Below are 14,890 nucleotides of genomic sequence, written 5' to 3'. Positions count from 1 at the left end.
TATACTGACGATTAAGTGGTTTGCCACAGCAAACCTACTCAATGTCAGCATTTACGCTGGGAAGTGGCTTGCTCCGATGTCGCAAATCCAAGATCCCGACATTTATCGTCGGTGACCACTTCGTATTGCGTATAACTCAGTAACATCAGGAGGCCATATCCGCTCCTTCCGGCGCTACCCCGCTATATCCCCTTCCACCCCTTTCGGATGAACATCCGGTGGTAGCGCAGGCGGGAAATAGGATTGGATTTATATGGACTTCATGGTGGTTTCTATTAATCAGGTTGGACAGATTGGGCTACCGGCCGTTCGGCTTCCCACTCGCCCGCTCCACTGCGCTGCCACTAATTGCATCGCTAAAGAAAAGCGCATTGGCGAAAATACGGTTAGTGCCGTACCAAAAAGCCCGAAAGTTGGGGTCAAAAGGCAGGCAAATGACCCGCCCCCGGCCTGCACCGCTGACTATAGTGGCTGCCGAACCCGCCAGTTTGCGCTCGTGCTCCGGCCTGGCATAGCCACTGATCAGAGGCGGCTCCGCATAAACGGCAGGCGTGGCGTACTGGTTGCCGGTGGGGCGATAGGCTGTAGTGCCTCGCTGGAAAACAGGAATAGAGGAGCGGGAATACCCAAAAAACAGTGGATGGCTCAGATCAGCTTCGATCTCCATAATGGCACCTCCAATACGATCAGAGCCTCGGTCCGCACTGAGCTTTTCGTAGGGCCGCTGCCCGGAAGCCTCCCGGGCATCTCCAATGGGGCTCACTTTCGCCAGCCCCTGCCGGTCTGCCCAGTCGATGGCGGATTTTACAGCAATCAGGTTGCCGCCATCGCTTACCCATTCGCGCAGGTTGTTGTTGCCGCTTTGGCTAATGCCGCCGTAACTGCCATTGACCATGATGATCGTATTAAAATCCGTCAGGTCTGCCCGTCCAAGATCATCGGTTTCCAGCATCGTGAGTGGAATGCCGTAGCGCTGATCGAGCAGGTGCCAGGCCGCGCCCGCTTCGTAGGCATAGACGCCCTCTCCTACGACAAGGGCCACCTTCCGTGCCTCCAGCCGTTCAAAACTCCGGCTGCCGAGGTCAATGCCGGTTGGGGTCAGCCCCGTGCTGACGGCGGTGATAGCTGCACAGCCTGCGCCTGCCTTTTTGACTTGCTCATGGATTTCAGTGGCAGACTTTTCCTGATTTTGAACGGGTACCAAAATTGTGCCCCGCTGATAGGCCTTTCCATTTAACACAAAGGGTTCGGTAGCGACTTTCGTGCGCAGGCCGGCTGCCTGAATCTGATACAAAGCTTTGGGAGCGCAGTAGCTTTCCCATTCCAGCAGATAGGCGTAGGCGCTTTGCTCAGGAGCAGCAAAAGCAGCTTCCGGTACTGCCTCTACCCGTTGACCAAGCAATCGATTGCTAAACTGCCCATCAACCAGCTCCGTGTAATCCATGCCAAAAGCCAAGGGCAGCGTCCAACTGGACACATCGTAAAAAATACTGTCGGTAAAGGAGGTCATGGTCTCAAACATCCCTCTTACCAGCCGGTACTGCGCCTGTTCTGCAGGCACCACATAGCTCTGACCGGGCGCATACACCACCCCATCAGCTTCCACCTCACGCTCCAGCTGATAGACCTGCACTTTATGCTTCAGCAAAAGATCTAGAAAGGCCGAAGTCCGTACCGGATCCTCCGGTGCTCCAAATACGTAGCCTTTGACTTTGGCGCCCCGGGCCTCTTCCAGCCCCTCCCGGTAAAAATCATACTGATACTGCAGAAGGTCCTGACGCAGCGCCACGCCCGCCTTTTGGGTCGAAAGCGCCGTACGCACCTGATTGCGGATGGTAAAGGGGAAAGTCAGCAGGCCATTCTCCGTCTCCTGCACATGCCCGCGCGAGCTCGCCTGCTCGAACAGGATGCCGATGCCGCCATTTGCATCCGGGTAGGTAGAGCCCTTGCCGTAGTAAAAATCGTCGTAGCTTTCCTTGGTGTAGTAGAGTGAGCCGATGTCGTCCAGGGCTTCCGCATGGAAATTGCCGATGCGCCCGGTCAGCTCCTGATTCAGGGGCGGGGTGATGGGGTTGGTCCGGGACGGAATACCCGGCATGAAGAAAAAGGTCGCATTGGAGCCCATTTCGTGATGGTCTGTCAACACATTGGGCTTCCATTGATGGAAAACCTCAATGCGGCCCCGGCTTTCCGGGTGCTGCACCAACAGCCAGTCGCGGTTGAGGTCAAACCAATAGTGATTGGTGCGCCCACCGGGCCAGCTTTCGTCATACTCCCGGTCCTGAGGGTTAGCAGTAAGGTGCAGGTTCTTATGCATATTCACCCAGGTGGAAAAGCGGTGGAAGCCATCCGGGTTAAAGCAGGGATCGAGCAGCACAACCGCTTCTTTTAGGGTTTGCAAGACTTCCGGGCTCTGCCCTGCCGCCAGGTAATAGGCAACCATTGGCGCGGCATTGCCCCCGCTCGCTTCGTTGCCATGTATGCTAAAGCCCTGATAGAGGACCACAGGCTGCTCCTTCGCAGGCTTGCGGTTGGCTTCCGGGTTGGAAAGGGCCACATGCTGCGCCTGTATTTCATCTATCCGATCCTGATTGTCCGGGGAGGTGATGGTCAGGTAAAGCAATGGACGGCCTTCGTAACTGCGGGCATATTCGGTATACATCACGCGGGGAGAGGCTTCCGCCAATGCCTTCATGTAGTACACCAGTTTATCGTGGCTCAGGTGCCACTCCCCAATCTGATGCCCGAAAAAGGACTCCGGTGTTGGGATGCGCTCATCGTATTCAATGTCCGGCAGGTAGTAGCTTAAAGGTTGCTGTGCGAAGCTAAGTTGGACAAAAATAGCCAGCAGGAAGGCTAGCAGAGCGGGCTTATGACTCATTAGTGTTGATTTTTATTATTGTTTGCCCTTAAAATGAGGATTTTTTGGGAATTGTTGCCAAAGCTATTCAAAGCAGCAACAGAATTCCCTTTTTTTCAAACCAAAGCCCCCACAGAAACGTATTTTTGTCCATCAACGAATTCACAGACCATGTACATCCTCCTCATATCTATCGTTATCGGCCTTTTTGTGGCCATGCTGTTTGTCAATGTCTACTTCCGGGTGAAGGTGCTGAAGAGCTACCGGAAGCTGATCAAGGCGCGGGTGGAATTTGGCGCGGCGCATTTGTTCAACAAAGAAAAAATGGAGGCGGAGGTGATGCCGAAGTACCCGGACATGCGGGAGGAAATCGAGACCTTCACCAGCCACATCCAATACTCTATGCGCATGGCTACGGTGCTGATTGCGCTGATTACCCTGTTCGGTGCTATCCTGATGTACTACCGGTAGGAGTGAGGAATAGACTTGATGGGTCGGGTCAGTGTAGTGGGAATATGCCGAAAATCCCCTACTTTTGCAGCCGTAAAAAAAGGACCACCTATGTTAAAGATTGGCGTTTTGGGCACTGGCCACCTCGGTAAAATCCACCTCAAGTGCATTCAGCTCGCGGAGGAGACTTACGAACTAATTGGCTTCTATGATCCTGATGATGTAGCAGCCCGGCAGGCAGAGGAGCAATATGGCGTGCAGCGCTGGACCGACCTCGATGCACTGATAGCTGCAGCGGAAGTGATCGATATCGTCACGCCAACCACTACCCACTTTGCGCTCGCCAAACGGGTCATCGAGCAGGGCAAGCACCTGTTTATCGAAAAGCCCCTTACCAACACCATGGAAGAGGCCAAAACCCTGCTTCAACTGGCCAAAGAAAAGGGTGTAAAGGTGCAGGTGGGCCACGTAGAGCGCTTCAACCCGGCACTGCTGGCCTTGGGCGATCAGCCGCTCAACCCCATGTTTATAGAAGCACACCGCCTGGCGGTCTTCAATCCGAGGGGTACGGACGTCAGTGTGATCCTCGACCTGATGATCCACGATTTGGACATCATTCAAAGCCTGGTGAAATCGCCGGTAAAATCCATCAGTGCCAGTGGCGTGCCGGTAGTAAGTGAGAGCGCCGACATCTGCAATGCGCGCATAGAGTTTGAGAATGGCTGCATCGCCAACCTTACTGCCAGCCGCATATCCATGAAGCAGATGCGCAAAGTGCGCTTTTTCCAAAAGGATGCTTACATCAGCCTCGATTTTCTGGAAAAAGAAGCACAGGTGGTCCGCCTTTACGACACGGATGCCGACCCTGCTCAGTTGCCGCAGGACAACCTCATGGAGCTGGAAACGCAGAGCGGCAAGCGCTATATACACCTCTCTATGCCCGAAACAGCGCCGGTTAATGCCATCAAAATGGAGTTGGAGTCCCTCGCCCATAGCATTGAAAAGAACGAGCGCCCCGTAGTCAGCATTGAAGATGGATACCGTGCACTTGACCTTGCGCACCAGATCATGGACCAGATTGAGAAACGGCTGATCGCCGCCAAGTCCTCCTAACTTCGTCAGATAAATGACGAAGACTGGGTAATCTGGCAAGCTGGACAACGTTTTTGAGGTTTTAAATCCTCTACTACCCAACCTTTGACGCTAAATCTTGGCTCTTGCTTATCAGAGCCGACAAACTATCAAGCTATGAAAAAGCAAAACTTTTCTTTCCTACCTGCTCTGATTTTTGCTACCGCTTTCTTGGTCAGCTGTGATATTATCAACCCGGAAGAGCCCGTGCCAGGTTACCTTCACATCCCCGCTATGCGTGTGGAGACTTCAGGTGACGAGGGCTCTGCTTCCTCAAATCTTTCAGAGGCCTGGGTTTCGGTTGACGGAGACTTTGTAGGTGCCTATTCCCTGCCCGCTACTTTGCCTGTCCTGGAGGAGGGGCCCTCTGAAGTTGTCGTGCAGGCCGGTGTCAAGGATAACGGCCTTGGCAGTTCGCCTGATATCTACCCTTTCTTCGCCAACTACGAGACCCAAGTTGAAATGGGCCCAAATACCACGGATACGATTCGCCCGGTCTTCCGGTATAGCGACAATACAAAGTTTGCCTTTATTGAAAACTTTGATGAGGGCGGTCAGATTTTTTCCCAAATGCGCCGGGGTAGCCTCAGCCAAATGTCATCCGTAACAGAGGGTGCCTTTGAAGATCGTTCCCTGCGCATTGAACTGGACACCTCTGCCGCCATCGTAGAGGCTGCCACCATTGAACGTTACGCCAACCTGACCGGTCAGTTTACTACAAGCGTCTACCTTGAGGTAGACTACAAATCTGATGTCCCGGTTACTTTTGGGGTCATAGGATATGATGGGAGTGGGACAACAGGAAACGGACAGGCGCTTTTTATTTCCGGGTTCAATCCTTCCGGCGAATGGAGGAAAATTTATTTCAACCTTTCGGTAGTCATCGTTGAATCCGGGCTGAGTGAATTTCAAATTGTTTTCCAGGCTGCTATCCCTACGGAAAACGGACAGCTTACCCGTGATGAAGCAATAGTTATGATGGATAATATCAAATTGCTGCACTTCTAACGTGTAAAGCCTGAACCATAGCAACTTCCTCTACATGCAAAAAAACATGAACCGACAGCGCCGTTTGCACACCTTGCAATATCAGGTAGCAGACTTCATTACAGCCATGCTGTCCTGGGCTTGTTTTTTTGTGTACCGCAAGCAACTGGAAGACCCCCAACTGGACTGGTCGGTGATCAGTACGGATACGAATTTCTGGTACGGTGTTTTGGTCATCCCTACAGGATGGTTGCTCTTCTACTCCATTTTTGATCAGTACAGGGATATTTACCGCCTTTCCCGCCTGGCTACGCTCGCCCGGACCTTCTTCCTCAGTTTCCTGGGGGTCACCTTCCTGTTTTTCACCCTCATTCTGGATGACTTTGTTACCAACTACACGACCTACCGGGCCTCCTTCACCACGCTGTTCCTGCTCCACTTTCTGCTGACGTCTACGGTGCGCATGTACATTCTGACCCGCGCCAGCCAACGCCTGAAGAAAGGCCTGATCACCTACAATACGCTCATCATTGGCAGCAATCAAAAGGCCGTGGAGCTCTACGAAGAGATCAGTGGACGTGAGAAGGGGCTGGGCAACAAGTTTATCGGGTTCATCAGCCTGAACGGCACGGAAGAGGAAGAACTCGCCGCGCACCTGCCCCGGCTCGGCGGTATGGAAGTACTGGAACAAAGTATCATTGACCTAAATATTGAAGAGGTCATTATCGCTATAGAGACCTCAGAGCATAACCGGCTCAGGGAGCTCCTTAACATCCTGTTCGATTTCGATGAGCAGGTGCTGGTGAAGATCATCCCGGACATGTACGACATTATGCTGGGCACTGTCAAAATGAGCCATATCTACGGAGCAGTCCTCATCGAAATCCGGCAGGACCTGATGCCAAAGTGGCAACGCCTGGTCAAGCGGCTCATTGACCTGACGGCCTCCGCGATGATGTTGTTGATCCTATCGCCCCTGTACCTGTACATCGCCACCCGGGTACGGTTTTCCTCACAGGGGCCCATCATTTTCCAGCAGGAGCGCATCGGGCTGAACGGCAAGCCCTTCATGATTTATAAGTTCCGGTCCATGTACACTGACGCCGAGCGAGATGGGCCGCAACTCAGCTCCGATACCGACAACCGGTGCACGCCCTGGGGGGCGGTCATGCGCAAGTGGCGGCTGGATGAACTGCCTCAGTTTTGGAATGTATTGAAAGGGGACATGTCGCTTGTTGGCCCGCGGCCGGAACGTCAGTATTTCATTGACCTCATCACCAAAGAAGCCCCACATTACAAACACCTGCTCAAAGTACGCCCTGGCATCACCTCCTGGGGGCAGGTAAAGTATGGCTATGCTTCCAACCTTGAGCAAATGCTGCAGCGGCTGAAGTTTGACATTCTTTACATTGAAAACATGTCTTTAGCACTGGATTTTAAGATCATGTTCTACACCTTGCTGGTACTCCTGCAGGGCAAAGGGAAGTAGGAAAACCCAAAAGCGGAAAGGCTTGGTAATCTGACGTAAGTATTGTATCTTTGCCCCTCAATTTCAATATTCATCTTTTCAAACAGATAGAATCATGTTCGCAATCGTAAAAATAGCTGGTCAACAGTTCAAAGTTGAGGAAGGGCAGAAGCTTTTCGTCCACCAGCTAGAAGCCAGTGAAGGAGACAACGTATCCTTCGAGGACGTGCTGCTCGTCGACAACGGCGGCAAAGTCTCTGTAGGCACGCCAACGCTGAACGCTAAGGTAAGCGCTACGGTACTCGGTCACCAGAAAGGAGACAAAGTGCTTGTTTTCAAAAAGAAGCGCCGCAAGGGCTACCGTCGTAAGAACGGTCACCGTCAGCACTTTACCCAAATCCAAATCGACAGTATCGCCGTTTAATCCCCGGCCAGGGGTGCGGTTTTTTGTAAAACCTAAAATTGTTTAAGACATGGCACACAAGAAAGGTGTAGGTAGTACGGACAACGGCCGGGACAGTAAATCGAAAAGACTCGGCGTTAAACTATTCGGAGGCCAGCACGCTAAAGCCGGCAACATCCTCGTTCGTCAGCGCGGTACCAAGTACCACCCGGGCGAAAATGTTTACATGGGCAAAGACTTCACGCTGCACGCAGGCATCGAAGGTACCGTAACCTTCCGCCGCCGCCGCAAGAATCGCCTTTACGTTAACGTAATGCCTAATGGTTCTGCTAACGGCAACGGCGCAGCAGCAGTAGCGGCTCCGGCTCCTGAAAAGAAGGAAGCACCCGCTCCAAAGGCAGAGCCCGTAAAGGCTGCAGCAGCTCCGGCTGAGGAAGCACCAAAGGCAAAAGAAGAAACGCCAAAGGCAAAAGCTTCCAAATCTGAAAAAATTACCTTACCTTCCGGTAAGAAAATCAATCAGGATGACCTGAAGATGGTTGAAGGGGTAGGCCCGAAAATCGAAGGTCTGCTGAACGAAGGCGGTATCCACACCTGGGAAGACCTCGCAAATGCACCTACTGAAAAGGTACAGGCGATCCTTGATGAGGCAGGTCCCCGCTACCGGATGCACGACCCTGCTACCTGGGCTAAGCAAGCTAAACTTGCGCACGAAGGTCAGTGGGAAGAACTCGAAGCGCTTCAGGACCGCCTTGACGGTGGCCGCGAAGTCAGCGACGAGAAGGAGTAAAACACAGGAACTGTTGGGGCAGGCTCTTTGCCGCCCCAATGGGTTCAACTATAAGATTTTTTAGTTTTCATAGCTTTATATTTCAGGGCCCTGCTTTCGGTAGGGCTTTTTTTATGCCCTTACCTGTCCAATAGCCCTTCCAGGTAGTGCTCCCCCACCCCAAAGTCCGACTTAATCCGCTCCACCTCAGCTAAAGCGGAGGCATTGCGGCGGCCCTTGATGCCCACAATCATCAGGTTTTTGGGCGTATGCTCGGTGGAGACGAATTCGAATACCTTGGTCTCATACCCCTGGTCTTCCATCAGCAGGGCGCGGATGCCATCGGTAACGAGCTCGGCCTGCCGTTCCTGCAGGATGCCGTGCCGGAGCATGGGCTGTAAGCCTTCGGTGGGCTGCATGGCTTTGCGAACCTGCTTATGGCAGCAGGGCGCCACGATGATGATCTCCGCTCCCGCCTGTACCCCTTTGGCAATAGCAATATCCGTTGCGATGTCGCAGGCATGCAGGGCGATGAGCATGTCAATGCGCTCCGGCTCGTACTCAAAAATATCCTGTGCGCGGAACTGCAGCCCGGTAAACCCCACTTTGGGCGCCAGTTCATTGCCAAAGTCGACCAGGTTTTCCCGTAGCTCAATACCTGTAATGGAAGGCTGCCAGCCCCGGTTGTTGACAAGGTGGTCATAAAGAGCGAAAGTCAGGTACCCTTTGCCCGAGCCCATATCGACTATATGCGGCTGCCGGGGGAAATTTCCGTGCTGCTGCAAGAGGCTATCCACAATCTCGATGTACTTATTGATTTGGCGGAATTTACGCTGCCCGTCCGCCCGCACCTTGCCTTCAGCAGTGGTGATGCCCATGGCCTGCAGGTAGGCATTGCCGGAAGCTTCGATGAAATACTGCTTGGGCTTGTTGTGCGCTTTCGGGGGTGGTGCCGCTTTTGAGGCCTGCCGCTGATGCAGACGGGGCTTCCGCTTGCGGTTGTACTGCAGGCTGTAATCCGCTTCGGTAGTTAGCAAATCGGCATTCAGGAAGTCCTCTCCCAGCCACAGTCCGATCATCGGCACCGCCTCCTCCGGGGGATGGTTCTTCGTGATGTCCCTGGTGCTGTAGCGCAGGGTAAAGGACACCTGCGGCGCCCCCTTCAGCTCGATGAGGCGGGCGTAGACATTCTTAAACGACTTGTCCGCGCCGCCCGGCTTGCTCAGGGTCAGTTTTACGAAAGTGCCCTGCGAAAGGCTGCGCTGCAGATGCTGCAAAAAAGTTTCCTTGGCTTCCATACTTCTATTAAGTCTTTTCAGCAACTAATGGTTGAAAGTCTAAACAAAGCCGGATTTTTTATATTTTGTTCCAAACTACTGCGATACGTATGAAAAACACCATTCTCCTCCTGCTGAGCATGCTCTCCATCCAATTATCCGCACAGGTTACCTTCCCCAACAACGGCGTGGAAGACCCGCGCGAACGCTACTACGCCCTGACCGGGGCAACGGTCTTCACCAATTATAACACCAAAGTGGAAAATGCCACGCTGGTCATCCGTGATGGCTATGTGGTCTCCGTGGTGGCCGGTGGGCAGGTACCACAGGGCGCTGTGGAGGTGGAAGTCAAAGGTAAGGTCATCTACCCCGCCTTTATCGACCTCTACAGCGACTACGGCATGCCTGAGCCTAAAGCGGAAGGCAAATCTCCTGACCGCAAGCCACAGATGCTGTCCAATAAAGAGGGGGCCTACAGCTGGAATGAAGCGTTGAAGCCCGACTTTGAAGCCCATGCCCATTTCAACCCGGATGCCAAAGCGGCCAAAACCCTGCGCCAAATCGGCTTTGGTGCCGTAGCAGCTCAGCGGATGGATGGGATTTCACGCGGCACGATGACGCTGGTAGGGCTGGGGGACGAACGCGCCCACGAAATGATTGTCGCCGAAAAAGCCGGCCATGCGCTTGCCTTCAGCAAAGGGACCTCCACGCAGAGTTATCCCAATTCACTGATGGGCATGATCGCACTGCTCCGCCAAACCTACTACGATGCCGACTGGTACCAACAGCAAAGCGAAGAGGTCAACCTGTCGCTGGAAGCCTGGAATGCCGTGCAGGAGCTGCCTCAGTTTTTTGCGATTGGCGACCGGCTGGAAATCCTGCGGGCGGCGAAGCTGGGTGCAGAATTTGACAAAACCTATATTTTCAAAGGTACGGGGGATGAATATCAGCGCCTGGATGCCCTGAAAAACCTCAATACCGCCTTCATTCTCCCCCTCGACTTCCCGGATGCCTACGATGTGACCGACCCTTACGATGCCCAACAGGTCACCCTGGCACAGCTGAAGCACTGGGAGCTTGCCCCTTCCAATCCTGCCCGCCTGGCCAATGCCGGTATCCCCATCGCTTTTACGGCAGATGGGTTGGAAAAGAAGACCGACTTCCTCAAGCATTTGCGCAAAGCGGTACAGTACGGGCTCGACACCACCGCCGCCCTGAAAGCGCTGACCTACACCCCGGCAGAACTGGTGCAGGCGACGGACCACCTAGGAGGGTTGGAAAAAGGCAAGCTGGCCAATTTTATCGTCACCGATGGCTCCCTCTTTGGGGACGGCACGGAAATTTACCAGACCTGGGTCAAGGGCAAAGCATACACCCACAAAGCCATCACCACCCCGCAGTTGACCGGGCTGTACGAGCTCCAAGTCGGCAGCGACACCTATGCGTTGGAAATCACCGGCACCGACGAGCAGCCCGCTGCCAAAATCAACACCACGGATTCCACTTCCGTAAAGGTCAAACTGGAAAGAACGGATGAACTGCTGACCCTTTCTTTTGCCCCCGACTCCACCGGGCAGGTCCGCCTCTCCGGCACCCTCAACGGGCGCAACTGGAGCGGCCGCGGGCAATCGGCCGATGGGCAGTGGGTAGACTGGCGGGCGGCCTTCAAACAACCGGCTGAAACAGACAAAGAAGAAAAGGAAGCCGAAAAGCCCGCGCCTACTCCGGAATTACCCGAGATGGGCGACCTCATCTACCCCTTCACCGCTTATGGCTGGACAGAGCGCCCCGAGCCCCAAACCTACCTCATCCAAAACGCTACGGTTTGGACCAACGAAGCGGACGGCATACTGGAATCGGCCGATGTGCTGCTGCGGGACGGCAAAATTGCGGCCATTGGGCAGGGGCTGAAGGCCAAGGGCGCAACGGTCATCGATGCCACCGGGCTCCACCTCACGCCCGGCATTATTGACGAGCACTCCCACATTGCCATCAGCCGGGGCGTGAACGAAAGCTCACAATCCAGTACGGCCGAAGTGCGCATTGGCGACGTGGTGAACTCCGAAGATGTCAACATCTACCGGCAATTGTCGGGCGGAGTGACGACCTCCCAACTGCTGCACGGCTCTGCCAACCCCATCGGCGGGCAGTCGGCCATCATCAAGCTGCGGTGGGGCTACACGCCAGAGGAAATGAAATTTAAGGAAGCCGCCCCCTTCATCAAGTTTGCGCTGGGCGAAAACGTCAAGCAGTCGAACTGGGGCGAAGACTACCGTATCCGTTTCCCGCAGACCCGCATGGGCGTGGAGCAGGTGTATGTGGATAAATTCACGCAGGCCGTCGCTTACGGCCAAAAGGTAGCCTCGGGCGCCCCCTACCGCCGCGACCTCGACCTGGAGACGCTGCTGGAGATTGTCAACGGCGAGCGCTTCATCACCTGCCATTCCTACCGGCAAAGCGAAATCAATATGCTGATGAAGGTAGCCGAGCAGTTTGGGTTCCGGGTCAACACCTTTACCCACATTTTGGAGGGCTACAAAGTAGCGGACAAAATGGCGGCCCACGGCGCCGGCGGCTCGAGCTTTTCCGACTGGTGGGCGTACAAATATGAAGTACAGGAAGCCATCCCTTACAATGGTGCGCTAATGCATGAGCAGGGCGTCACGGTGGCCTTCAACTCAGACGATGCCGAGATGGCCCGCCGCCTCAATCAGGAAGCTGCCAAAGCCGTACTTTTTGGTGGCGTATCCGAAGAAGACGCCCTTAAGTTTGTGACCCTAAACCCTGCCAAACTCCTGCACTTGGACAAATATGTGGGCAGCATCAAAGTAGGCAAGCATGCCGATGTAGTACTCTGGTCCGATCACCCCCTGTCCATGTACAGCCGGGCGGAAAAGACGTTCATCGACGGCACCCTCTTCTTTGACCGGGCTGCCGACCTAAAGGCCCGGGAAGACATCGCTGCCGAGCGCCACCGCCTCATTCAGCTGATGCTGGACGACAAGAAAAACGGTGGCAAAACCCAGAAGGTGAGCAGACAACGGCAGTACCGCCACTACCACTGTGATGATTATGAGGATGAGGCGCGGTAGGGGGGGTGTACAGACTACGTCAAACTTGTGCGTTTAGGAACTAAGATAAGATTTTCTTCAACGCATCAAGACTTTGGCGATCATGATACATTCTCACGACGATTACCCGATCTTTGTCCTCTTGAACATTGTAAATGATTTTCACTTTGTACCTGTTAGGGATATACCGGTAAATTGCACCTGTTGCTTCGGAAGTCAGCAGTTCAGGGTACCGGTTGGGGAGTTTGACTAAGGACTGAGCCAACTTTAGTACTTCCGAACTAACGTAGTTAGCTTGCTTGTCTGAGTCTGTTCGACGGATATAATCTGTTATATCTTTGAGGCTCTGCCTGGCCCCACTGGTAATAACTACCTGATAGGATTTCACCATTTCTCGACTTCTGCCTGAAGCTCTTCCAATGTAATGAAATCACCTGCTTCAACTGCAGCAACTGCAGCATCCAATTCAGCAGCCAACTCATTTTTATAGACAGGTTCGTGTGTACTGGTCCGATAGCCAACGATCTCGTTTTCCTGCTCTTTGACGTAAGTATCCAACATAGAATGAACAACTTTCAAAAAGCGCTCATCCTTCACTTGCTCCAGGTAAGACTGGATTTCGGCTCTGATTTCTACAGCACTCATAAGCATTTATTTTGTAGTCATAAATATAAAGGTTTTATCCCAAATGGACTCACCCTAATCGCCGCATCATACCCGCTGCGCCACAGCCTGCGTAATCTCCAGCTCCTTTTCCGCCGGGGGAAAACCTCCAAAATACACTCTAACCAGCCTCAGTGCAACTGCTATGGCCTTGATGCTGGCTGGATAGCTGCCGCGGCGGTTTAAGCGACTTGCGGCGGCAACTGTTAGACAGCCGCTTATAAGCTACCGCCAGCGGAGGGGGGGGCAGTCGCCGTTCTTGGGATCCCCCTCTACAAGAATACGGAGCATTTAAAATGTCAGCGATCATCAGAATTAAGCTGTTCTTGCAAGACATTTTTACTTATCGGGTAAATACCCAAATCCATTTCCAGCTCCATTATCAACGTCATTACAGCCCTATTAAATATCAAACCATTATGAACATCTTCGTGAGAGTAATGCACCTCCAAATCATATTCCATTTCCTCATGCTTTACGCTCAACAAATCTCTTTTGGACGTATGGAATTTCAGGAGGAAGCGCTCTAATTTATCTTCGATAAGGAGATTAATTCCGTAACTAAAGACTTCTCTATATACCCAAGAAGAGTTACCGGGTCTAGATTTTAATTGGCTATTGGCGAAACTCCCTTCTATTCCTTTATCCCAAAAATCTGTGGGTGAAAAAGGCAAAAACTCGAATACCTTCGATATGCTTTTGGGTTTTTTTGAAAAATCCGTTGCTTTGAACACCAATCCTATTAGTGATAAATCATTCATACCTTAAATTTTTATTTGTACAATAGTCACCATCACTTATAATAAGTTATTCATGTATCTCTTATTTAGCATAGGCACCAGTAGGGAGCTCTATACCTGATCCTCTATATATTATTCCAAGTTCTTTTGTTTTGTGGTTGAATAGCATATTCCAATGTGCTGTTTTTCCCGAAGTCTTATAGGTGTCTTTGAAATGGTGTGCATTTATGAATCCCGCTTTTCTGGCTAATTCGTCAGCTCTAGCATTACTTGTAATCATTTTAAAACCAGGAAGACCACCTTTAGCCATCAAAGCTCCCGCTCCTCCTCCTCTCATGAATATGGCAGAAACAAAGAGAGCATCAAACCCAAAACGAACCAGTTTAGTCATAAACGCAACATTTGATGATAAAACCAGCTCCCCTCCAACCTTCCTTAGAGTAATATTAGCTAAGACTTCTTTATCAGTAAATCCTGATAAGTCTAACCCTCTTTCAAGAGCCATTTTTCTGATTCCCTTAACTTCATAAGAATTTGGAATCAATGGTAAAAGAAGATAGTTGCCAACAAAGTCTTCTATTGGGGTCCATATTGTTTGATATAGTATGTCGCTTGGAGGGTCTGGGCAGCAGTCCTCCGTATCATTATTTTCTTCATTATCTATTATTTTTTTTCCATCATTATCAAATTTAGAAGAACCATCTTCTGGTGTACTGTCCCATGCCTGCTGCACCAAGTCCAAAACACTTTCTGCGGCCATGCCCATATAATCTATGTTAGATACGGGATTGTTAGCTGCATAAGCATAGGCAGTTTGAAAGCTATAAGACTCAGCTACTGGATCAGTTGTAGTAAATCTCCCAATTGCCGCATCATACCACCGAGCGCCATAATCATGCAGCCCAATCCCATAATCCCCATTCAGCTCCTTGCCATTATAGCGGTAGTCGTTGTCCGGGGCTACGGTGCTGTAGGCCGCCTGCACGCGGTTACGGTGGACGGTACAGCTGCCCAGCTGCGCCATGCCAAATGGGTAATTACATCACTTCGTAGTAGTCTAAACAAAGGTAA

At 52.3% G+C, this 14,890-nt stretch carries 13 protein-coding genes; 7 read left to right on the top strand and 6 right to left on the bottom strand.

Annotation, left to right across the window (positions count from 1 at the left end):
• Nucleotides 1–298 precede the first annotated feature (298 nt).
• Nucleotides 299–2,881 (bottom strand): M14 family zinc carboxypeptidase, encoded by a 2,583-nt coding sequence (locus tag MRY86_RS13720; protein ID WP_293570059.1) that lies wholly within the window; start codon nt 2,879–2,881, stop codon nt 299–301.
• A gap of 150 nt (nt 2,882–3,031) precedes the next feature.
• On the opposite strand from MRY86_RS13720, the gene MRY86_RS13715 reads away from it, so the two are divergent.
• From MRY86_RS13715 to rpmA, 6 genes are all read left to right on the top strand, one after another.
• Entirely contained in the window at nt 3,032–3,331 is a 300-nt protein-coding gene (locus MRY86_RS13715) for a hypothetical protein (RefSeq protein ID WP_039730538.1), read from the top strand.
• Nucleotides 3,332–3,421: 90 nt separating this feature from the next.
• Nucleotides 3,422–4,423 carry a Gfo/Idh/MocA family oxidoreductase gene (locus MRY86_RS13710; RefSeq protein WP_293570053.1) on the top strand — a complete coding sequence of 334 codons (1,002 nt, stop codon included), beginning with the start codon at nt 3,422–3,424 and terminating at the stop codon, nt 4,421–4,423.
• Nucleotides 4,424–4,558: 135 nt separating this feature from the next.
• Nucleotides 4,559–5,449 carry a hypothetical protein gene (locus tag MRY86_RS13705; protein WP_293570051.1) on the top strand — a complete coding sequence of 297 codons (891 nt, stop codon included), beginning with the start codon at nt 4,559–4,561 and terminating at the stop codon, nt 5,447–5,449.
• A 46-nt stretch (nt 5,450–5,495) separates the two neighbouring features.
• Nucleotides 5,496–6,917, top strand: a complete 1,422-nt coding sequence (locus tag MRY86_RS13700; protein ID WP_293570049.1) for a sugar transferase — start codon at nt 5,496–5,498, stop codon at nt 6,915–6,917.
• 94 nt (nt 6,918–7,011) lie between these two features.
• Entirely contained in the window at nt 7,012–7,320 is a 309-nt protein-coding gene (gene rplU, locus MRY86_RS13695) for a 50S ribosomal protein L21 (RefSeq protein ID WP_293570047.1), read from the top strand.
• 49 nt (nt 7,321–7,369) lie between these two features.
• Nucleotides 7,370–8,089: a 50S ribosomal protein L27 gene (rpmA, locus tag MRY86_RS27185; protein ID WP_363325463.1), complete on the top strand. Its 720-nt coding sequence runs from the start codon at nt 7,370–7,372 to the stop codon at nt 8,087–8,089.
• Nucleotides 8,090–8,208: 119 nt separating this feature from the next.
• Here rpmA and MRY86_RS13685 read toward each other — a convergent pair whose 3' ends face one another.
• The gene (locus MRY86_RS13685) at nt 8,209–9,366 is read right to left on the bottom strand and encodes an SAM-dependent methyltransferase (RefSeq protein ID WP_293570045.1); all 1,158 of its coding nucleotides are present in this window, start codon (nt 9,364–9,366) and stop codon (nt 8,209–8,211) included.
• Nucleotides 9,367–9,455: 89 nt separating this feature from the next.
• Between MRY86_RS13685 and MRY86_RS13680 the strand changes: the two genes are divergently transcribed.
• Nucleotides 9,456–12,437 carry an amidohydrolase family protein gene (locus MRY86_RS13680; protein WP_293570044.1) on the top strand — a complete coding sequence of 994 codons (2,982 nt, stop codon included), beginning with the start codon at nt 9,456–9,458 and terminating at the stop codon, nt 12,435–12,437.
• 40 nt (nt 12,438–12,477) lie between these two features.
• Here the strand turns inward: MRY86_RS13680 and MRY86_RS27180 are convergent, their stop codons facing one another.
• The 4 genes from MRY86_RS27180 to MRY86_RS13665 form a co-directional block, all read right to left on the bottom strand.
• A complete protein-coding gene (locus MRY86_RS27180) occupies nt 12,478–12,807 on the bottom strand; it encodes a type II toxin-antitoxin system RelE/ParE family toxin (RefSeq protein WP_363325462.1) in 330 nt (109 codons plus the stop codon).
• Entirely contained in the window at nt 12,801–13,061 is a 261-nt protein-coding gene (locus MRY86_RS13675) for a hypothetical protein (RefSeq protein WP_044220657.1), read from the bottom strand. The genes MRY86_RS27180 and MRY86_RS13675 overlap by 7 nt, the downstream gene beginning before the upstream one ends.
• Nucleotides 13,062–13,378: 317 nt before the next feature.
• Entirely contained in the window at nt 13,379–13,840 is a 462-nt protein-coding gene (locus MRY86_RS13670; RefSeq protein WP_293570422.1) for a hypothetical protein, read from the bottom strand.
• 61 nt (nt 13,841–13,901) lie between these two features.
• A complete protein-coding gene (locus MRY86_RS13665; RefSeq protein WP_293571552.1) occupies nt 13,902–14,804 on the bottom strand; it encodes an RHS repeat-associated core domain-containing protein in 903 nt (300 codons plus the stop codon).
• Nucleotides 14,805–14,890 lie beyond the last annotated feature (86 nt).

The organism is Phaeodactylibacter sp. (assembly GCF_022763345.1).
GTDB lineage: Bacteria > Bacteroidota > Bacteroidia > Chitinophagales > Saprospiraceae > Phaeodactylibacter.
This window is presented reverse-complemented; position numbering and strand designations above follow the sequence as displayed.